The organism is Kaistella gelatinilytica (assembly GCF_015679325.1).
GTDB lineage: Bacteria > Bacteroidota > Bacteroidia > Flavobacteriales > Weeksellaceae > Kaistella > Kaistella gelatinilytica.
Window position 1 is genome coordinate 796,972 of sequence record NZ_JADPVI010000001.1, and the last position, 21,510, is coordinate 818,481.

At 36.3% G+C, this 21,510-nt stretch carries 15 protein-coding genes; 1 reads left to right on the forward strand and 14 read right to left on the reverse strand.

All coding sequences use genetic code 11. The features are described from left to right. Positions 1–26 precede the first annotated feature (26 nt). The 10 genes from IV494_RS03480 to ligA all read right to left on the reverse strand — a co-directional run bounded on the left by IV494_RS03480 (position 27) and on the right by ligA (position 15,849). The gene (locus IV494_RS03480) at positions 27–2,186 is read right to left on the reverse strand and encodes a prolyl oligopeptidase family serine peptidase (RefSeq protein WP_196078769.1); all 2,160 of its coding nucleotides are present in this window, start codon (positions 2,184–2,186) and stop codon (positions 27–29) included. Positions 2,187–2,565: 379 nt separating this feature from the next. Next, entirely contained in the window at positions 2,566–3,747 is a 1,182-nt protein-coding gene (locus IV494_RS03485; RefSeq protein WP_196078770.1) for a hypothetical protein, read from the reverse strand. Positions 3,748–3,989: 242 nt separating this feature from the next. Further along, positions 3,990–4,817 carry a type 1 glutamine amidotransferase gene (locus IV494_RS03490; RefSeq protein ID WP_196078771.1) on the reverse strand — a complete coding sequence of 276 codons (828 nt, stop codon included), beginning with the start codon at positions 4,815–4,817 and terminating at the stop codon, positions 3,990–3,992. Between the two features lie 39 nt (positions 4,818–4,856). After that, positions 4,857–5,963, reverse strand: coding sequence for a carboxylate-amine ligase (locus tag IV494_RS03495; protein ID WP_196078772.1), 1,107 nt, complete (start codon positions 5,961–5,963; stop codon positions 4,857–4,859). A 110-nt stretch (positions 5,964–6,073) separates the two neighbouring features. Continuing rightward, positions 6,074–7,033, reverse strand: coding sequence for an ATP-grasp domain-containing protein (locus IV494_RS03500; protein ID WP_039347292.1), 960 nt, complete (start codon positions 7,031–7,033; stop codon positions 6,074–6,076). Positions 7,034–7,103: 70 nt separating this feature from the next. Then, entirely contained in the window at positions 7,104–7,817 is a 714-nt protein-coding gene (locus IV494_RS03505) for an alpha/beta hydrolase-fold protein (protein WP_196078773.1), read from the reverse strand. 55 nt (positions 7,818–7,872) lie between these two features. Continuing rightward, on the reverse strand, positions 7,873–9,084 hold the full coding sequence (locus IV494_RS03510; RefSeq protein ID WP_196078774.1) for an ATP-grasp domain-containing protein: 1,212 nt from the start codon (positions 9,082–9,084) through the stop codon (positions 7,873–7,875). 144 nt (positions 9,085–9,228) lie between these two features. Beyond that, entirely contained in the window at positions 9,229–10,644 is a 1,416-nt protein-coding gene (locus IV494_RS03515; protein WP_196078775.1) for a leucyl aminopeptidase family protein, read from the reverse strand. Positions 10,645–10,836: 192 nt separating this feature from the next. Continuing rightward, positions 10,837–13,578 (reverse strand): M4 family metallopeptidase, encoded by a 2,742-nt coding sequence (locus IV494_RS03520; protein WP_196078776.1) that lies wholly within the window; start codon positions 13,576–13,578, stop codon positions 10,837–10,839. 264 nt (positions 13,579–13,842) lie between these two features. After that, positions 13,843–15,849, reverse strand: coding sequence for an NAD-dependent DNA ligase LigA (gene ligA / locus IV494_RS03525; RefSeq protein ID WP_196079484.1), 2,007 nt, complete (start codon positions 15,847–15,849; stop codon positions 13,843–13,845). 328 nt (positions 15,850–16,177) lie between these two features. Between ligA and cax the strand changes: the two genes are divergently transcribed. Then, positions 16,178–17,236, forward strand: coding sequence for a calcium/proton exchanger (gene cax, locus IV494_RS03530; RefSeq protein ID WP_196078777.1), 1,059 nt, complete (start codon positions 16,178–16,180; stop codon positions 17,234–17,236). Positions 17,237–17,262: 26 nt separating this feature from the next. On the opposite strand, the gene IV494_RS03535 is transcribed toward cax, so the two are convergent. The 4 genes from IV494_RS03535 to IV494_RS03550 form a co-directional block, all read right to left on the reverse strand. Next, positions 17,263–17,838: a hypothetical protein gene (locus tag IV494_RS03535; protein ID WP_196078778.1), complete on the reverse strand. Its 576-nt coding sequence runs from the start codon at positions 17,836–17,838 to the stop codon at positions 17,263–17,265. A gap of 10 nt (positions 17,839–17,848) precedes the next feature. Further along, on the reverse strand, positions 17,849–19,921 hold the full coding sequence (locus tag IV494_RS03540) for an alpha-ketoacid dehydrogenase subunit alpha/beta (protein WP_196078779.1): 2,073 nt from the start codon (positions 19,919–19,921) through the stop codon (positions 17,849–17,851). 132 nt (positions 19,922–20,053) lie between these two features. After that, the gene (locus tag IV494_RS03545) at positions 20,054–20,746 is read right to left on the reverse strand and encodes a T9SS type A sorting domain-containing protein (protein WP_196078780.1); all 693 of its coding nucleotides are present in this window, start codon (positions 20,744–20,746) and stop codon (positions 20,054–20,056) included. A 3-nt stretch (positions 20,747–20,749) separates the two neighbouring features. After that, positions 20,750–21,295 (reverse strand): phage tail protein, encoded by a 546-nt coding sequence (locus IV494_RS03550; RefSeq protein ID WP_230379892.1) that lies wholly within the window; start codon positions 21,293–21,295, stop codon positions 20,750–20,752. Positions 21,296–21,510 lie beyond the last annotated feature (215 nt).

A 21,510-nucleotide genomic window follows, 5' to 3' on the forward strand; every position in this document is an offset into this window, starting at 1 on the left:
TGATTATAATTTTCTATTATTTTCTATTATTTACTTTTTTTCACCTGAAAATCCGGATGACCACATTGCCACATCATAAATGCGTACTGGTCTGCAAAATTGGCATACGTAACTTCCTTATCTTCTGTGAAATGTCCGTTATCATAATTCACTTTGAGTAAAACAGGTTTTCCGGAAGTAGTAGCATTTTGTAAAGCTGCTATAAATTTTCCGGGTTGCCATGCAATTACGCGCGGATCATTCCAACCTGCAACACCCATTACTGCGGGATATTTTACGCCATCTTTTACATGCATCATTCCATCCATTTCAAAAAGTGCTTTAGATTCGATTTCGTTTTTTACCGTTCCGAATTCAGGAATATTTACAGGACCATTTGAACTGAATTCTGCACGCATTGCATTTCCGAGACCAACATTTATCACTGCTGAAGCAAAAAGATCAGGCCTTTCTGTAATTGATCTGCTGATCAAAATTCCTCCCGCACTTGTTCCTGTTCCCGCTAATCGATCTGCTTTGGTAAAACCTTGAGCAATTAAATATTCAGCACACGAAATAAAATCTTTCCAGGTGTTGGGTTTTGTAGTTTTATATCCTGCTTTGTACCATTCTTCGCCTTTTTCACTTCCACCGCGAACATGGGGAATAGCGATTACAACCCCTTTAACAGCTAAAGAATAGAGTCTTGTTGCAAAACCTGGAGTCATGCTAATTCCATAAGCGCCATAACCTTCCATAAAACCGACATTGGAACCATCTTTTTTGAGTCCTTTTTTATAAATGATTGATAAAGGGATCATTGCGCCATCATGACCTTTTACATTAACTTCTTCTACCACTAAATTTTTATATTCTTCCGGGTAATTTGCGGGTTGATTAAATGGACTTTCTATAAACTGATCGGTTTCTGCATTGTAAAGCATTTCGGTAAACGGCTTGTTCCAGGAAGTCATTCCGATGATGAAGTCGTTCGATTTTGTAGCTAAACGCTGAACATTCACAGTTCCTTCATAAGGCAATTTAATAGGCGACATTTTATTGGTTTTCGGATCGTATTTGAATAGAAAATTATGAAGTCCGTCGCTATAACTTAAGATCATATAATCCTTGGAACGTGTAACACTTTCTAATGTCATCGCTTGATTTGGGGCGACAATTTCTGCATTATTCCAGTCCGGATTTTGAAGGCTGGTTGAAACGAGTTGATAATTCTTTGCATTTCTATAAGTGATCGCGTAGACTTTATCACCAAAAATTTCAATCGCACGAACAATTTTGTCGTCTGTGGTTGTTAATTTTTTCCATTTAATATTTTTGGAATTAAATTGATCAATGGGAGCATAGTATGAAACCAATTCGTTCTGAACTGAACCTTCTGCAGCGAAAACAAAGTTGGGACTATCTTTATATAAAAAATTAAAAGGATATACTTTTGCATCAATTTTTAGAGATGGATAACTTTCACTACTAAAAAAATCGACGTCTTTACTACTATCTGTTCCTAATCGATGCAATTTTGATTTCGGATTTAAACGTGCACTGGGATCTTCATTATCAGCAGATTTTATCCAGGTATAAAAAAAGGCAGTATCATCATAGGTCCAGTCTCCAGCTCCGGCGGTATTCTTGATAATGTCGCTCAGAAACTTTTTCGTTTTCAAATCTAAAACCCTCAATGTAGAAACTTCTGCGCCAGCTTCAGAGTAGGCGATCAAAAGTTTCGTACCGTCGTTACTGGGATTAATGGATTGCACCGACAAAGTTTTTCCAGCGATAAAAGTTTGAGGATCAAAAAGTAGTTGATCAGGTCCATTCAGATTATCGCGAAAATAAACTTTACTCACTTTCTCCCCTGGATTTCTCTTCTGAAAAAAATATTTTCCTTTCGCTTCAACTTCAGAAAATACAACAGCAGGTTGCAGGAGTGCAAGTTTCCGCCATTCCTGAATCAGTTCATCACGACCGGAAATTGTGTTCATTACAGAATTTGTGAGATCAGCTTGTTGCTTGAACCAGGAAATAACTTTGGGGTCTTTCATATTTTCAAGCCAGCGGTAATTGTCTTTGTAATCTGTTCCCCACAGATTTTCGGTAACTACAACTTTGGGAGTTTCGGGATACTTCAGTTGAGCGTTGAGATGGGCACCGTAAAAAGCCAGTGAAGCCAATAAGATTAATTTTTTCATGAGTAAAAATGTATTATGGTTATCTATTTCTTATTATAAAATTCCTGCATCAATTTTTTCGCAATCACAATGACTGTACTTTAATTTAAGGTTTAGCGATAAGATTTGATTCGAATTTCATTAATATTAATGACAAATTTACCAAAGAACTAAGTTTTAATTTCGGGTGATAACACCGTATTTTAATAAAATTATATAAACAAATATTAAAAAATTAAGGTTGATGTAAATATTTAAATCTCTGATCATCAATTGATTCTATTATATAATAATATTGGCTAATCCAATTTATTCACGTTGAAAAAAATAAAGTTTTAAAGATGATCAACAAAAAAACCATCTCAAAAAAGATGGTTTTAAAATAAATTTGATGTAAAGATCATCGCTCTGTAAAAGCAGTTGTTCCGCCGATCCAGATCGCATCTTTTTTATTAAAATCGACGTTGACCATTGCAGCTTTCGTCATTCTAATTAAATGTTCCATGAGTTTAGGACGGTCTGAATTCTCATCCCAAATGTAGAGAAGTCGGATCTCGGCTTTCGAAAATTCTCCATTGATGTCTTCAAACAATGGCGCATATTCTACTTTTCGCTGCAGAATATAATTCTCGCGATCTTCAATTTTCTCCACATCTGCCGGTGTTGGAGTCAGATTAACACCGCTTCCCGCAAATGAAAATAAAGGTTTTAAAACAAAATTTTCTAATTTTTCAGTTTCCGGAAAATCATTCAGAAAATAGCTTTTAGGTACAAATTCGTGCGTTAATTTTGGCAAAATGAATTTTGAAATTTTGAAGAACCAATTCGGATGGGTGATCCATTTTACATCAACTTCTTCGCGGAAATCAAATTCAGTTTTTAAATCGGGAATCTTATTGATCTCATCGAAAATGACGCGGTTGTAAATTCTTTTGATCTGAATTTTTCGACCATCTTTTTCGTAGTATAATTTTCGACCTTCCTTTTTAACTTTGGTAAGACAGACGATTTCTATTCCTAATCTTTTTTTGGTCAGATAAAAATCGATATTTGTTTTTTGCTCATCAGGATAAATTTCCATTAAAATTACGTTCTCCGGATCTTCGTCTCCCACAATCAGATCTTTCAATTCCTGGTAATATTCTTCGTCGCTTTTCGGCGTTTTCAAAGGTTTTAAAAAATCGTATTCTTCTACAAAAGCGTTTTGCAACTCTTTTTGAAAACAATATAAAGTAGGGAAGGATTGCAGTTCGATGAGCTGCGGAACGATTTCACCTTTTTCATTTCGACAGATCCCAAAATCAATGGTGAAAAAATGAGGCTGCAGCGTATCATTTGGAACCCTGCAATCATCCGGAATTGCCATATCTAGTTCGGCAGGCGACATTTCTTTTATTTGAGAAATAATACTATCACAAGCAGCATGAAGTTTATCAATAAATTCATTCGTCAAAAAAATTGGACTTTCAGAAACACGAAATTGCGGATAAATTCCGCTTTTTTCCTTTAAACGATCCAGAATACTCTGGTATTTCTCCTGCGTAAATTCTGCATTAAACTGTTTTCTGTATTTCGGAATCATAATGTCTTTAATTTAATAAAAATTTAATGTAAAAGAATGAATATTTAAACTGCATCGAATTGGCTTATCCACAAAAGGCACAAAAAAGTTACTGCTAAATACTCAAATTTAAAGAGTACAAAAAACAAAGAAAAATGCTACAAAATTTTCAGATCTTAAAAAAGATGGAAATTCGCTTTAGAAGAATTGTCTAGGATTTTATATTTTAAATTGGCATTGTTCATCACCAATTACTTATAAATTTAAGCCATTTCACATTTTAAAATCTGTTGCGCCGCATGTTGTAAAAATCGGGGTAAAATTTGTGACTGTGTTAAAACGATTTTATCGGGATCGTCCATTCTGTCGATGGTTTCTAGATATTTTTCCATACCGTAATTTTCGATCATGGCATCGCGGTTTTTATCATCCTTCAAATTTTCGATCATCCCTTTTGGATCTGCTTCCGGATGAAATTGTGTACCAAAAATCTCGTCGGAAAAACGAATCGCCATCACTGCTCTTTCGAGATGAATGTGCGGACGAACTTTTTCAAGCGCCATAATTTTCATACCCATTTTCTCCATTTTTTCCTCATCAGCTTCTATGAATTGATAACCTCTGGAATCTACCGCGTAGAAAGGATTTGGCAAATTCTTGAGAAGAAAATCATTTTCACCTTCTTCCGTTTTATGAATCGGCATTACGCCAAACGAGTAAGATTTTCGACTGCAAATGTTACCAATATTCCAGTGAATACTTGCAACCTGAAAAGAATGACAGACTAAAAATAAGAATTTTTTATCGTCATGTTTTTTATTATGTTCCCATATATTATTCAGAAAAACAGCGTATTTCTCTTCCCATTCATAGCCCTCTTTATGCGGATTTCCAGGACCTCCGGACGAAATAAAAATATCAAAATCGTCCACATTGGGAACTTCATTCTTATAGCGTACGTCAAAAATTTCAATAGAAACATCCTCGTCTGCATTTTCTTTGAACGCCTGAGAGATCTCTTTAATATTCCGCATTCCCTGATTTACATGGTGATTATTCATGTCGAGTAGGGCAACTTTAATTCCTTTCATTTAATAATATTTACGGTACAAAATTAAGAAATAATTATTTTACTCATTTATATATCCATTTTCAGTCTCGGAGATCATGTAATCAACGACCGCTTTCAAATCTCCGGTTTTCTCATAAACTGCCAACTGACGGTCTGCTCCGGTGCCATTTTTCATGATTTCCCACGCATATTCCACCTCTTCCCGGCAACCTAATTCATCAACAACATCATCAATAAACTCCAAAAGTTCTTTCAGCAAATCGGAGTAAGGAACGCTTGTTTCTTTTCCAAAATCAATCAGATGAGCGTGAATTCCATCTTTCGAGGCGCGCCATTTATTTTCGTTTAGCAAAAGTCTTCTATAGCTTCTAAAACTTAAATTTTGTTCGTGAAGTTTATAAATTTTCGCTACCAGACATTGCATAATCGCCGCGATACAAACTGTTTCTTCCACACGTAAAGGCATATCACAGATACGAAATTCAATCGTTGGATAAAAAGGATGAACCCGTAAATCCCACCATATTTTCTTGGCATTATCAATTGTTCCGGTTTTGATCATCAAATTAATGTAAGCATCAAATTCTGCCACAGAGCTGAAATAACTTGGAATTCCCGTTCTTGGGAATTTCACAAAAACTTCCTGGCGATAAGATTTAAAACCAGTTTTACTACCAACCCAAAAAGGAGAGTTCGTTGAAAGTGCGTAAACGTGCGGCAAAAAATATCGCATCACATTTTGAATTCTAATGCCTTCTTCGCGGTTTGGAATGCCAATATGAACGTGTAGTCCAAAAATCAAATTGGATCGCGCAACATCTCCCAGATCACTCACGATCTTGTCGTAACGATCTGCTTTTGTTATCGGATTGTCCTGCCATCTTGAAAAAGGATGCGTTCCACCACCAGAAACACGTAAATTATTTTCGTGCGCAACTTTGATGAGTCGTTTCCGAAGATCGGTGAGTTCAGCTTTAACTTCCTGAATATTATTACAAATACCCGTCTCCATTTCAATAACAGATTCGTGCATTTCATGTTTAAGATTCTCCAGCAAAGTTGCTTTTCCACCTTCAATTATTTTGGAAACATGAGAAACCAAATCACGCGTTTCTACATCAATAATTTGATATTCTTCTTCAACGCCTATAGTAAATTGATGCATGATCTTGTGTTTTATGAAATATTAATAAAAAATTTAAGAAGATAATTTTTGCAGTGAAATAAAATTTAAATTGATTTTATCTCCTTAAATCTAATTTTTTCGACTACCTTTTATTTTTTCTTAATGTTATCTGTAACAAAAGTTCCCCACGAAATATTTGGTTTTCCGGGAACAAATTCTTTTGCTTTTTCGATAGCGAATTTTGCAGCATTCTCTACGATCCAGGCAAAATTTTCTTCCCCAACGGAGTTTCGGTCTGCATCTGGAGCTGGATTACAGAAGTCGATGGCATAAGGAATTCCGTCTTTCACTGCAAATTCTACGGTATTGAAATCGTATCCTAAAGCTTCATTCATTTTGATCGTGTAATCGTGAATAACTTTTAGCAGTTTCTCCAGTTCTTTTCCTTCTGTTTGATGCGTGGTCGCATATCTTAAGTGATGCGCATTTCGTGGTTCATAAGGCATAATGTGAACGTATTTCTTTCCTAAGCAATACACTCTGTAATAATCCTGGAAAACAATTTCTTCCTGAAGCATCATGACCAATTGTCCCGTTTCACCCAATTTATCCCACATGTCTTCCGCATTTTCTACGCGATAAACACTTTTCCAACCACCGCCATCATGCGGTTTCATATACGCGGGAAAACCTACATAATTGAAAATATAATCCCAGTCATGCGGGAATTTTAAATTTCTAAAAGAAGTTTCGGTCGTGTCGGTCGGGCGATCGTTACTTGGTAGTAAAACTGTTTTTGGCAAGGGAATTCCTAATTTTGACATCAAGGCATTGTTGAAAAACTTTTCATCTGCACTCCACCAAAAAGGATTGTTCATTACATAAGTTCCGTTCAGTGCTGCATTTTTTAAATATGCTCTGTAGAAAGGAACATCCTGGGAGATCCGGTCGATAATTACAGCGTAACCATAATCGGCTCCTTGCTCCAGTTTATCGATCATTACTGCTTCGGCAACAACTTCACCTTTACCAAGTTCATTAACTTTATCAATGAAAGCCCACGGAAAAGTGTCTTCCATTCCGAATAAAATTCCTACTTTTTTAGCCATAATATTTTTTTATTTTTAATGAATGTTATTTGAATCTTTAAAATTCTTTAAGATTGTATTATTAATGATTTTAACTGAAAAATTTGCCGATGAACATTGGAAAAACCATTCTCCAAAGCGGCCAGTCGTGACTGATCCATTTTCTTTCATCATACCAGTGATTGATTCCTTTCGAAGCTAAAATTCCCGCCATTTCCTGCGTTTGAGCCAAACAGATATCTTCATCAGAAGTACTCAAAACGATATGCATATGGCTGTATTTCCAGGCCACATCATTTTTCATAAATTCCCGCGGACAATTGTAATAAACCTGATCATTGCTGAAACCATCCATAAAATTACGGATCGTAAATGCGCCCGACAAACAGAAGAGATGAGAGACAACATCTGGAAATCTGAAGGCGAAATTTGAGGCATGATAACCTCCAAAACTCGCGCCTGCAACCGCAATACGATGCTCTGAATGTAAAGCTTGAAGATAGGGAACATATTCCTGGATTAAAAACTGCATATACAATTCGTAATTTCTAATTCTTTCGGAAGGATGGATGTTTTTATCGTAAAAACTATACTTGTCAATCGTTTCTATATTGTACAATTTTACTTTCCCGTGCTCCACAAACCAATTGATACTCTCATTCAATTTGAAATCGTGGTTCTGCGTATAATCTCCGTTCGAAGTAGGGAACATTAAAATGGGATGACCAAAATGTCCTGTAACTTCTACCTTTAGGCTCATTCCTAAAATGTGGGAGTAAAAATCGGTATGTTCAATTCTCGGCATAAATATTTTTTTAATTGAAATAAATTGTAATTTTTTTAAAGATAAAACTTTATACTTAAGAACTCGGTTTTGATTTCGGTGGCAGAATATTCAAATGACCTTTGTTGATCTTTTCGCAAGCATCATCTAAAAGCTCCTCTATTCTTTCTTTCCGATCCGATTTATAAACAATTCCTACATGATAATCGAGTGGAAGAAAACGAACCACTTCATCGCACTGAAATTCTTTGCGATCCGGCGATTTTTCTTTTGCTAAAGCGATGATTAATCCAGCGGAAAATCCGGTCGGTTTTGCCAGCTGATAATCTAAACCTTTCAAAACTGCATTTTCAATTTTAGCCCATTCACGCCAAAGATTAATGCCACTTGAAGCTTCTACCATATCCGGAATATGAGCGCCTCCAACTCGGGAAGAAGTTTCCAGAAAATACCATTTGCCATCTTCTTTGCCCCGAATGAATTCAGTGTGAGTAGCGCCATGATGTAATCCAAAACTTTTTAAAACTTTAGAATTGGCTGCGTCTAAAGCTTTAAACTCCTCAGAATATCGCCCTAAAGTTTTGGTCCGAAAAACTCCGCCTTCATGGGAAACTTTCATCGGTGGCGAAAGATATTGGGAAGTTGAAGTAAAAATAATTTCTTTCTTATAGACCAAACTGTCCACATGGAAAACATCGCCCGGTTTAAAACTTTCTAAAAGATAATAATGACGTTTGTCTCCCAAATTCTCAATGGCCGGCCAAATCTCTTCTTTTGATCTTATTTTGATAATTCCTGTTGCAGAAGCTTCAGACCGAGGTTTTAAAACCCAGGGAGCCGGATATTTATCTGTAAATTCATTTACGGTTTCATCATTGAAAATAGAGGAAAATTCTGGTGCATCAATGCCGGAATCTTTTGCCATTTGCCGCATAGCCAACTTATCGCGAAAATAACGGTGCGTAGTTTGTCCCATTCCTGGAATTCTAAAAACCTCGCGTACGAGTGCGGCCTTTTCGACATCATAATCATCTAAGGCGATTACTGCATCGATTTTATTTTTTTTGGCTAAATAGGAAAATCCCTGAACAAGATCATCTAAATTCCAGACAGAAGATTCGATCTCCGACATGTAATAAACCTCGTCGATCGCGTGCCACGGCCAGTTTTTTTCTTTGATATTCTCGGAGGTAATAAGGATAATTTTATTGCCCAAATTTTTCATTTCCTCCATGAAATCATAACCCTTGTAATAACAGGAAATGCAGACAATCGTATTCTCCTTCATATAACGAATTTTAATAATTAGTAAATTTTCAGAAAAATAAACAATTTTTTATTAAATAATCAACACTGATTTTTAATAATCGTTCAAGATTTGAAAATCTACTATCAATTATACAGAGAAATTCTCGAATACGCTAATTTTTCCTTAAAAATTTTCCAAAAAATCAAGCAGCAGCTGAACACCATAACCAGTTGCGCCTTTTTCCTTCATATACTGCACGTTCCCAAACGCAACTCCTGCGATATCAAGATGCGCCCAGTTTGAATGTCCCTCGATAAATTGTTCTAAAAATTTTCCTGCAACGATACAGTCGCCAAAAGGTTTTGAGGAAATATTTTTGAAATCAGCAACATCCGATTTGAAATCATCTTTCCAAATATCCCAAAGTGGCAAATTCCACAATCTTTGATTGGTTTTGTCACCAGAATTTTCTAATGACTTTTTTAAATTTTCGTTGTTAGAAAAATAAGCTCCACAAGTATAACCAAACATTCTTACGGAACTTCCGGTCAAGGTTGCCAAATCAATTAAAGCATCTGTCTTATAATTTTTTGACAGGTACGAAAGTCCGTCAGCAAGGGTCATTCTTCCTTCTGCATCGGTGTTTAGAACTTCGATTGTTTTTCCGTTGTAAGCTTTGATAACATCACTCGGAATATAAGCCGTATTTGAAATGGCATTGTCAGTGATCGGTAAAATCGCAATAATATTGACGGGAAGTTTCATTTCTGCCGCAGCAATTAAAGTTCCGATGACGGCAGTTGCACCGCCCATATCGGATTTCATATAATGCAGATTTTCTGAACCTTTGATGGAAATTCCGCCAGTGTCAAAAAGCACACATTTTCCGACCAAGCCAACAGTTTTTGCATCTTCATTTTCTGATCGGTATTCTAAAATGGTAAAGGCTGCTTCCTGGGAACTTCCCTGATTCACGGAAAGAAAAGCACCTAATCCAACTTCTTCTGATTTTTTTCGGTCAAAAACCGTTTGTTTAAAATCATATTTCTCGGAAATCTCGTTTAAAAATCCTGAAATATGGGGAACTCTTTTAAAATTTTGAGGCTTATTCAACCATTCCATACAGGCAAACTGGCCTTCGCAAACAGCCTGCGTTCTTACTTTCAGATCACTTAATTTTTCTTCTGAAATTGAATTAATTACTAAATTAAATTCAGAATTAAATAGTGGATGTTCTGCTTTAAAAGGATAAGCATAAGTTCCTAAATACAAGCCTTTTACCAAATTTTCAATCTGAATATCATTGAGATCTTTAACTTCCAGTAAAGTATTTTCTGCCTGAATTTTTTTTCTAAAATCATAAGAGAATTTTGAAGCGATCGCCTGTATATCGAAACTTTCCGGATTTGTTCCCAAACCAATTAAATACTGAATTGAATTTTCTTCTGCGATCACAAAAGTTTCGTTCTTTTTCGCCGAAAAAAGAGGTTTCAGATTTTTGCTAAAATTTTCCTTTTCAGTTTGCCAAAGCTCTTCCGTAAAAAAAGATAATTTCTGATTGAGTTCCTTTGTTGAATTATTGGTGAGATTTATTTTCATTATATATTGAAATTTATTGATACGTCTTAATTAATTTTAAAAGTAATGTTTTTTTTAAATAAAATCAAATGGTTCGATGTTTTGAAATGAATAAAACTTTTAATTTTAAGATGGAATCTTTACATAGAACAAAAAAAGTCGGGAGAACGATCTCCCGACTTTAAAACAAAGTCTTTTAAAACTCAGTTACCTTTATTTTTTGACTAATTTATGACTTGTTGTTTTTCCGTTTTGGGAAATTTTAATAAGGTATAAACCGGTAGTTAATTTCTGAAGGTTCAGCATTTTTTCATTAGCTTCTCCACTCATCACCATTTGTCCGCTTTCAGAATATATCTGGTAAGAATAATTTCCTTCAGCAGTGATGTTTAATACATCTTTCACTGGGTTAGGATAAATATTGATCTCACTGTTTACTTTTACATTCGTTAACGAGTTTACAGTTCCCGCCGCTTTAATGTTCAAGGTATAATCTTCAACCTGTCCGTAAGAGAAAGTTTCACAAGAAGTTGGGATTCCGTTGTATTTCATAGAAACTCTCATTCGCGTGTTACCGGTAATTGCAGATGCAGGAATTGTAATAGAACCTGTTACGGGACTTGTTTTAGAAGCAGCTTTTGTGAAAACAGTTTCTCCGGCGTCTGCGAAATCTCCGTCACCATTGTAATCAATGAAGACAGCATAACCTTCATTATAAGAAGTAGATGTCCATTTTGGAGTGATCGTAATCGTGTAAGCACTTCCTTTATTTACGTTAGCAATTTGAGTTGTGAAATTTTCGTAACCTGCAGTTCCTGTAGAAGTATTGCTGATCGTTCCAAAAACAACTTTACTGATTTTTTCATCTGAAGTAGAATTTCCTTGTGATGCACAATAAGATACCGGTGGAGTTGTGCCAGAACGTGTAGTTACAGATAATACATTGCTTGAAGCTGAAGCATTTCCGGCAGCATCTTTCGCCTTCACAGAGAAACTATAAGTGGTAGAAGCAGTTAATCCAGTAATTGAAGTCGTGGTAGAAGCCGTATTTCCTAATAATGTAGAACCGCTGTAAACATCATAGCCAGTTACGCCCACATTATCTGTAGAAGCAGTCCAGCTTAAAGTAGTCGCCACAGAAGTTGTTCCACTCGCTGCAAGATTGGTCGGGGTAGAAGGAGCAATGGTATCTGCAGTTGATCCACCTGAATAAGCAGTTCCTAAACCTACCGCGTATAAAGCATTTTGCGTGGCGATTGCTTCCGGTGAACCAACGCCGTATAAATCTTTAGCAGATTGTATCGCATAAGTCAGAACATTGGCATAAGTCGAATTAGAGGTCAGGTAAGAAGTTTCCATGCGGTAAATAATTTTCGCAGACTTTTCAAAACCTATTCCAGTAACTGAGTAAACACTTCCTTTATCATTCGTACCAGATTTTCCCTGTGTTAAAATATAGAAGAAATGGTTGAGAACGCCACTGTTTGAGTGAACGCCACACTGATCATTTGCCTGCGTTGGTGAACAACTGCTTGTTGCAGCTTTCCAGTAAGTTCCCAGGTAAGTATCTGGTTGTACGCTTAATCCCGATTTAGGATTGCTCATTGATCTTAAATAATAAGGAGAAGTTTTGGTAATATCTTCACCGATCAAAAAGTTCTGTTTTGTGGGTGCATAAGCATTTTCTACAACTGCGCCCCAAATATCAGAAAGTCCCTCATTAATTGCTCCGGATTCTCTTGCGTAAACCAGATTTGCAGAATACTCGCAAACTGCGTGACCCAATTCATGCGCAGTAACATCAAGCGCAGTTAAAGGAGAAAAAGTAGAAGCACCGTCGCCGTAAACCATTTCTGAGCCAGACCAGTAGGCATTTTCATATGCCGAACTGTAATGAACGTAGCTTTTCAAGACTGCTCCTGCATTATTATAACTATTTCTGTTAAAGGTATTCTTGAAATAATCGTAAGTGTTTGAAACGCCCCAATGTGCATCTAAAGCAGCATTATCAAAAGTTGAATTGTTGAATTCGGCGGCAGTCCAGTTGTTGTCGTTATCTGTAAAATCTGTGCTTTTTAGAGCGGTTCCTTTTTTAAGGTTATAAGTAAAAACGCCACTTCCGCGCGATGAATCACGTAAGGTATAACTGCTTCCAACTAGCGTGGTAGAAATTGTTTGTGAGCCGCTATATCTTGTTGCAGCAGTTCCTGAAACTAAAGCCAATTTCGCATTAAGTGCTTTTGAATTTTCACCGGAACTTTCATTGTGGGAAGAGGTTGCATTATCACCGTAGAAATTTTTAGCATGTTTGATAATGGCATCGGTCATCAAAATTTTTCCGTCAAGAGCATCTACATAAACATATTCTCTGCTCAAAGGTTGCGCTGCATAAATATCAAATTTGTAAGCCAGCAATAACTTAAATGAACCGTCATTTTGTTCGATCGGAATTAAAACCAATTCTCCATCTGGTTTTTTATAAGAATTTTCTTTTACGTATTCTGCATCCTCCCACATGTATTTTTGCGCACTGGTGTGTTTGATCGCAGAATTTAAAGCAGATGCTGCACTTAAAGAAGGTTTCGTAGTTACATCAGTAATCGGAAAAACATTCCCTGATAAACTTTCCATTTTTCCGTTTTGCGAATGCAAAGTGTAAACAACATATTGCACTTTAATTCCGTCGTAATACAACTGAAATTTTTCATCAATAAATGAACTTGATGGATCTAAGTCCGTTTTAATACTTTGGAGTGATGACCTTGAATCCAGGTTTAAACTCTGTTTTAAAATGTCATTTACGTTTGTTGATTTAGCGCTTAAACCACTGTTAAAAGTGATCAAATCAACTCTACCATTGTTGTCGATATTTCTTTTACTCACAAATTCTTGTGCCGAAACCTGACCAGCAATAAGCAGCATTATTAATCCTGCAGAAAATACATGTTTTTTCATATGACGATAGTTATTTAATAATTTTATCAAATGTAGATAAAATTGGAATACAAAAATTAAAACATGTAAATATTTTTGAAAATTAATTAATAACTCTTAAATAGTAAAGAAAACATTAATTAACTACAAGTATAGTGGCGATTCAATAACATATGACATTTCAGATTAAACTATTGAATGCATAAGTAACTTAGTTTTTCCCTATCATAAAATATAAATGGTTGTAAATATGATAATTAAGATTTTTTAATGATATTAAAAATGTTATTTTGGAGCAATCAGTGTTAAAAATTCCTGCTCGTCAAGGATGATGATCGTGCCGATATCCTGCGCTTTTTTAAGTTTGCTACCGGCTTTTTCTCCCACAACTAAATAATTCAGATTTTTAGAAACTGCAGAAATATTTTTTCCGCCATGTTTTTCAACCATTTCTTCCGCAGCTTCCCGTGTGAAAAGGGAAAGTTTTCCGGTGAAGAGGAAGGTTTTATCCTGCAGAATATCACTTAAAGTTTTATTCGTATTTTCTCCTCTTTCCAGTTGAACGCCGTAAGATTTCAATCTTTCGATCATCAGTAAATTTTCGGGATTCTGAAAGAATTCAACAATGCTTTCGGCGATCTTTCCGCCAATATCTTCCACCTGAATGAGTTCTTCTGCAGTTGCATTTTTCAAACTTTCAATCGAGTCGAAATTTTTCGCCAGTTTCTTCGCAACCGTTTCTCCGACATGTTTAATACCAATTCCGAATAAAACTTTTTCAAAAGGAATCTGTTTTGATTTCTCAACACCATCCAAAATATTCTGGGCTGATTTTTCTGCCATTCTTTCTAAAGGAAGCAACTGTTCCTTGGTCAAAACATAAAAATCAGCCGGATTTTCAACAAGTTTTTCCCGATACAACTGCTCAATTGTTTCTGCGCCCAAACCTTCAATATCTAAGGCTTTTCGGGAAACATAATGAATCATTCTACCGACAACTTGCGGCGGACAATGCAAATCATTCGGACAAAAATGAATGGCCTGATCCTCGATTCGCACCAGTTCTGTTCCGCATTCCGGACAGTGTGTAATGTATTCGACTTCTTTACTGTCGTCTTGTCTTTTCTCTTCGTTAATACCTACAATTTTCGGAATAATTTCGCCGCCTTTTTCTACATAAACAAAATCATGTTCGTGCAAACCAAGTTTTTTAATGATATCTTCATTGTGCAAACTTGCCCTTTTAACGATCGTTCCGGCTAATAAAACAGGTTTAAGATTCGCAACCGGAGTAATTGCGCCAGTTCTTCCAACTTGATAAGCCACGCTAATCAATTCCGTTTCTACTTTTTCTGCCTTGAATTTATACGCCATTGCCCAACGCGGAGATTTCGCAGTGTAACCCAATTGCGATTGCTGTTTGATGGAATTGACTTTCAAAACAATTCCATCAATTTCAAAAGGAAGTTCGTGTCGATGCTCATCCCAATAAGTAATAAAGGCTTTTATTTCATCTAAATTTTTGCACAATTTCGCCTGATCAGAAACTTTGAAACCCCATTTTCTGGAATTTTGTAATAATTCCCAGTGCGTTTCTGCGGGAATCTCAGAAGAGATAAATTGGTAGAGAACCGCAGAAAGTCCACGTTTTCGAACTTCAGCCGAATCCTGCATTTTCAAACTTCCGGAAGCTGTATTTCTGGCATTCATAAAGAGGTCTAAACCTTCTTCTTCACGTCGGACATTAATTTTATCAAAGTTTTTTCGTGTCAGATAAATTTCACCACGCATAAAAAACTGAGCCGGAAAGTTACCATGCAACGTTAAAGGAATGTCTGAAATTGTTTTCACATTTGCAGTAATTTCGTCGCCCTGAAAACCGTCGCCACGCGTAACTCCCTGTTTCAGTTTTCCGTTTTCATACAGAATTGAAATTGATGCGCCGTCATATTTGAGTTCAGCAACAAATTCTACAGGCTCATCTATGGTTTTGATGATTCGTTTTTCCCAGTCTTCCAGATCATCAAAATCGTAAGAATTATCCAGAGAATACATTCTGAACTGATGTTGAATCGTCGGAAAATTTTTCGTTATTTCGCCACCAACCCGCAAAGTAGGAGAGTTAGGATCGTATAATTCGGGATGATTTTTTTCGAGCTCCTGAAGTTCTTTTAATTTAAGATCGAATTCAAAATCAGAAATCGTGGCTTCGTCTAAAGTGTAATAATCGTAATTATGCTGATGAAGTTCTGTGCGCAGATCTTCTACTTTTTGCTGGATGTTTTCGGGCATCTTTTTCTGGGTTTTGTACAAAAATACTAAATCCATTCAGATTCCATAATAGAGATTTCTACTTTCTTTGAATAAATATTGATGAAAATTAATTTTAAATGTAAGATTTAAATGATGATTTTATGTGCGGGAAGTAGATCATTTGGATTGAAGGAGAAGTCTTTTAAATAAAAAATAATCGCGCCCCGGATCGCAATGGAAATCCTTTTTTTTTGAAGGGAATGAGCAAGGCAAAAAAAAGATTGTAGTGTAGAGCCGGAAATGTGCGCCCAAAAAATTAGATAATCCCAAAAAAATTGTATTACTTTTATTTCTGAAAAATTTTACGATGCAGAAAAAAGATTATTTACTTCTCGGAGCCGCAGTTATTGTCGCAGGATTCACTGGATTTGCTACCCATGCAGGATTAAATTCTGTCCTGTTATTCGGACTTGCAGCAGTTTCGTTGGTCCTGGTCGCGATGATCGTCGGGAAAGCCACAGAACAGTTGGGAAGCAGAATGGGACCGGCTGCGACAGGAGTTTTGCAATCTGCGTTGGGAAATTTACCCGAACTTTTTGTATGTATTTTCGCCTTGAGAGCGGGATTAGATATGGTGGTAAAAGCGGCTTTGGTGGGTTCGATATTGGGAAACTCGGTTTTGGTTTTTGGAATGGCGATCTTATTTGGAGGATTAAAAAATGGCCGACAATATTTTCATTCTGAACCGCCGAAAATGAATGCGGTTTTGATGATCTTAGCGGTTGCAGCGATGGCTATTCCGACCCTGACTTTTTACTTGCATACTCCTGCTGAAAGTCATTTGAACACTTTGGATATTATAGTAGCGGCAGTTTTATTGATCACTTTTGGAGCTTATCTGACATTTTCAATTAAAGGTGATAAATCGATCACGCCTGATAAAAATGGCGATGCGGAAGAGGCGACATGGAGTCTGCCTGTAACTTTGATTATTTTAGCTGCCTCCGGAGTTGGAGCCGCATTTGTGTCCGATTGGTTTGTAGGCGCTTTGAAACCTGCGATGGATTCGCTTGGAATTAATGATGTTTTTGCTGGTTTGATCGTAGTTGCTATTGCGGGAAATGCGATTGAAAATTTAGTCGGAATTCAGTTGGCTTTGAAAAATAAAGCAGATTATGCGGTGAGTGTGATCATGAATTCCTCTTTGCAGATCGCTTTGGTGATCTATCCTTTGCTAATTATTCTGTCTTTCTTTTTGGGTGGTGCGGTTTTGTCCTTTGTTCTGAGTCCACTTTTATTGGCGGCTTTGGCGCTTTCGGTTTTGGTAAGTGCTTTTATCGTTTTTGATGGCGAAAGTATTTGGTTGGAAGGTGTTGCGTTGATTGGATTGTATATTATTATTGCGACGGCTTTTTGGTGGGGATAGGATTTAATTCAAATAGTACTCAAATTTTACATAGATGGAGGTGCATAGTAAGGTTCTGAGGGATTATAGATTCTTTTCGTTTTAATATCCTGCAACATTTTTATATTTTTTTTACTTTTATCTAAGAAAATTTTTAATTTGATTATTTTATTTTTTTCATTAACGAGCGTTAAAATATCTTTATCAATTTTAAAAGTAAAACTATCTTGTTGTTGAAAAATTGAATGAGCCGTTATTTCATCTCCTTTCTTGATCTTACTTTTCTTTTTGAAGGTAGAATCTTCACCAGTTGAACTAGTAATAAAATTTACATTTGAACAGGAATACTGATCGCAACTAAAGTCTAATAATTCTTTAAAAACTGAGTTTTTCACTAAAGTAGTATCAGCGTCAATTTCCCAGGAAAACGCATGCCTATTATCATCATTCATTAAAATTTTCAAAAAAGAATTTGTTTTAAATTCAGGTTTTTTTACCATTGGCTTAACAATAGGCGGTGGAAAGGAACGTTCTACAGTCTTTTTGTTGTTTTTTTTCTGTGCAAATGCGAAAGTTTGTAATGCAATAAAAAGTAATGAGAATAAAATTTTTAGATTTTTCATAAAGTGAAATTTAATAATTAAGTATTTCAGAAATTTTCTGCGATACTTTTTCAGCATTCGGAAGCATTTCTTTTTCTAAAATTAAATTAATTGGAACTGCAGGTAAATTCAGAGAACCCATCGCTTCAACCGGAGCATCTAAATATCGGAAACAATTTTTCGAAATTCTTTGTGCAAAAGCTTCCGCAAAAGAATTATTGATTTGCTCTTCTGTTAATACCAAGCATTTTCCGTGAATTTCTGTACGTTCGAAAACCAGATTTTCATCCAGAGGAATTAGGGTTCGCAAATCGATAATTTCAACTCTTCCTTTGAAATTTTTTGCCGCTTCTTTTGCCCAATAAACTCCCATTCCGTAAGTAACGATGAGCATTGTTCGGCCTTTTTCGGTTTCAGATTGATCGGCTTCTAAAACTAAATTTCCTTTTCCAAAAGGTAAAATATAATCTTCTGCAGGTTCGATGGTTTTTGCATCTTCTGTTCCGGGAACTTTGCTCCAGTATAAACCCTTATGTTCCAGCATGATCACCGGATTTGGATCATAATAGGCTGCTTTTAATAATCCTTTAAAATCTGCCGCATTACTTGGATAAGCGATTTTTATTCCTTTGATATTACACAGAATACTTTCAACACTTCCGCTATGATAAGGTCCGCCGCCGCCATAAGCTCCAATCGGAACGCGAATAATATTGCTCACGGGAAATTTTCCGTTGCTCAGATAATTTGATTTTGAAACTTCCGTGATCAACTGATTAATTCCGGGATAAATATAATCGGCGAACTGAACTTCAACAATTGGTTTTAAGCCAACTGCGCTCATTCCCACTGTAGAACCAATGATATAAGCTTCCTGAATCGGTGTATTAAAAACTCTTTTATTCCCGAATTTTTTTCCTAAAGTCACCGTTTCTCTGAAAACACCACCAATCCTTTCTCCAACATCTTGGCCATAAAGCAAAGCTTCCGGATGTTTCCACATGATTTCCTGAATGGCGTGAATTGCTGCATCGACCATTACAATTTTTTCCGGATTTTCGCCTTCTCTTTGCCCAACTTCTTCTGTAATTGAAGTAGGAGCGAAAACGTGATCTTCAACAGACTCAGGTTTTGGATCTTCTGCGTTGATCGCTTTTTCAAAAGCCTGTTCGACTTCTAATCGTGCCTTTTTTTCTATTTGTTTTAAAAGTTCTTCGTCGACGCCTTCTTCAAGCAATCGCTTTCTTAGAATAACTCCGGGATCTTTTGCTCTGTGTTTTTCCAGATCTTCCTCATCCCGATAAAATTCACGACGAACTCCCGAAGTATGATGACCGATCAAAACGGTACTTGCGCAAACCAACATGGGCTTTCTTTCCGTTCGTACAAAATCAACAGCTTTTTTCATGGCTTCGAAACTGGCTTCGAAATCGGTTCCGTCAACCTTTATTCTATTAAGTCCGACAAAACCTGCAGCGAAATCATAAGCGTCGGAAGTTCTGGCTTCTTCTTTCGTTACAGAAATTCCCCATTCGTTATCCTGAACTAAAAATATGATGGGCAACTGATGAAGGGCGGCAAACTGAAAAGCCTCCGAGACTTCGCCTTCTGTCACAGAATTATCTCCAAAACTGCACACTACAACGGGATTATTTTCAAATTCCTGTAAATTAAATTCCTGAATATATTTTATTCCCTGCGCAACTCCGGTTGTCGGGATTGCCTGCATTCCGGTAGCAGAACTCTGGTGAATAATTTTTGGTAAATTTTCGGCGCGACTCGATGGATGCGAATAATAGGATCGTCCGCCAGAAAAAGGATCTTCTGCTTTCGCCAATAATTGAAGCATCAACTGATAAGGTTCGAAACCCATTCCGAGCAACATGCTTTCGTCGCGGTAGTACGGAGAAACCCAGTCTTCTTTGGTTAATTGATAAGCGGTTGCGAGCTGAATCGCTTCGTGACCGCGAGAAGTAGAGTGGACGTATTTGCAAATATTTCGGTTTTCTTCGTAAACATCTGCAGTTGCTTTTGCGGTCATCATGTGACCAAATGCTTTTAGCAATATCTCTTGAGAAACAATTTCTTTTTTGATAATTTCCATATTGAACAAAGATAAAAATTTTAGTGGAAGTCTAAAAATGAGATCAGAACTTTGTTCTTACATTTTTAAGATCTTATTAATAAATAAAAAACTCCTGCTTTTTGACAGGAGTTTATAAAATTTTTAATTGATTTATTTCTTAATAAATTTAATCCGACTAATTGAATACCTGTCAGTGTTAATTTCTACAAAATAAACTCCCGGCGGAAGTTTTGAAATATTAATTTCTCCCTTGGTATTAATATTACTTGAAATTAATTTTCCATCAGCAGAGAATATTTTTAAATTTTTGATGTTATCAAGTCCAGTGATATTGATAACCTCCGTTGCAGGATTTGGATAAATTGTAATGGCTGATTTGTCGAACTCATTCACTGCCAAAACTGTGGTACGAACGTCGCCGGTCATTGTTCCATTCGCATTCGTTAAATTACCACCGCACGCTCCGGTAGTAACGGAAGTATTTTCAAGCCAGGTTCCAATCGTAATATTCGGTGGATTAATTCCAACTCCATTTGCAGTGGTGCTGTAATAAATCAGGAAAGGATTTACAAAATCGCCGTCTCCCTGATCTGCTAAAAATTCCCATCTCGATGAAGTGTTATTCCACTGTAATTTAAATTCACACACGCCAACACCGCCACAAGGTTGATCACCATTAACGGGCGTTGTAATATAAATGTTCTTACCGAATGAATCGGTTCCAGTCTTATTAAGGGTGTAGTTTTGATTTTCAAACAAAGGAATACAACCTTTAAAATCTATTGTTTGTGAGAATAAAAAATTCATCAAACAAATTACTGAAAGAATAAATAATTTTTTCATGAATTATGGTCTTGTAGGAAAAAGTCCTTGAACAGCAATAATACACTTGAGGATTATGAAAGGAGGTCTGTTCTCATGAGGCTGATTACCTCCAGTCATATTTACCATGTTCGGATTCATCGCAGTGTTTCCTGTTAAATTAGAATATTCTTTGTCCAAAATTTTAGTATTCGCGGGCAAATTACCAGTCGGAGAAGCATCGTTCCCTTCTGCAATTACTGCGCTGATAGAGTGGCTGTGTGCCTGAATTTGCGCGGTAGTCAAGGTTACACTTTCCTGACCACCCGTTTGTCCTTGTGTATAAGTGGATAATCCTGCTCCTTGTCCGTCAGAAACCACTGTTCTTCCTCTCATATCAGGCAAAGCAAAGGTGGTCATTCCATCGCCTCCATAGGTTGTTCCCAATAAGGAAAACAATGCTATATTAGATGAAATAGTTAAAGTCTGGCCATTACATTCTAACCATCCTACCGGTGCAAAATTAAATGCTACGAATGCAATTTGTCCTATAAAAGGAGTCTGTTGAGCTGAAAGGGTATTGCTAAACATTGAGATACCAATGGCAGCAACTAAAATAATTTTTTTCATTGCTTTAAATTTTAATTAAAGTTATAATTAACAAATGAATAAAATTCAAACTTTAACGAGAATTAACGTATTTAAAACAATTAAGTCGGCTTTAAGTTTAAAACTATGAATCGAATCGTAATTCTTGTTTAATAAAATTTATTATTGATCAACATTGTCGCATTTATTTTTTTAAA

Coding starts and splice junctions, on each gene's coding strand:
- IV494_RS03480 (WP_196078769.1), bottom strand. CDS start 2,186: ATGAAAAAATTAATCTTATTGGCTTCACTGGCTTTTTACGGTGCCCAT.
- IV494_RS03485 (WP_196078770.1), bottom strand. CDS start 3,747: ATGATTCCGAAATACAGAAAACAGTTTAATGCAGAATTTACGCAGGAG.
- IV494_RS03490 (WP_196078771.1), bottom strand. CDS start 4,817: ATGAAAGGAATTAAAGTTGCCCTACTCGACATGAATAATCACCATGTA.
- IV494_RS03495 (WP_196078772.1), bottom strand. CDS start 5,963: ATGCATCAATTTACTATAGGCGTTGAAGAAGAATATCAAATTATTGAT.
- IV494_RS03500 (WP_039347292.1), bottom strand. CDS start 7,033: ATGGCTAAAAAAGTAGGAATTTTATTCGGAATGGAAGACACTTTTCCG.
- IV494_RS03505 (WP_196078773.1), bottom strand. CDS start 7,817: ATGCCGAGAATTGAACATACCGATTTTTACTCCCACATTTTAGGAATG.
- IV494_RS03510 (WP_196078774.1), bottom strand. CDS start 9,084: ATGAAGGAGAATACGATTGTCTGCATTTCCTGTTATTACAAGGGTTAT.
- IV494_RS03515 (WP_196078775.1), bottom strand. CDS start 10,644: ATGAAAATAAATCTCACCAATAATTCAACAAAGGAACTCAATCAGAAA.
- IV494_RS03520 (WP_196078776.1), bottom strand. CDS start 13,578: ATGAAAAAACATGTATTTTCTGCAGGATTAATAATGCTGCTTATTGCT.
- ligA (WP_196079484.1), bottom strand. CDS start 15,849: ATGCCCGAAAACATCCAGCAAAAAGTAGAAGATCTGCGCACAGAACTT.
- cax (WP_196078777.1), top strand. CDS start 16,178: ATGCAGAAAAAAGATTATTTACTTCTCGGAGCCGCAGTTATTGTCGCA.
- IV494_RS03535 (WP_196078778.1), bottom strand. CDS start 17,838: ATGAAAAATCTAAAAATTTTATTCTCATTACTTTTTATTGCATTACAA.
- IV494_RS03540 (WP_196078779.1), bottom strand. CDS start 19,921: ATGGAAATTATCAAAAAAGAAATTGTTTCTCAAGAGATATTGCTAAAA.
- IV494_RS03545 (WP_196078780.1), bottom strand. CDS start 20,746: ATGAAAAAATTATTTATTCTTTCAGTAATTTGTTTGATGAATTTTTTA.
- IV494_RS03550 (WP_230379892.1), bottom strand. CDS start 21,295: ATGTTTAGCAATACCCTTTCAGCTCAACAGACTCCTTTTATAGGACAA.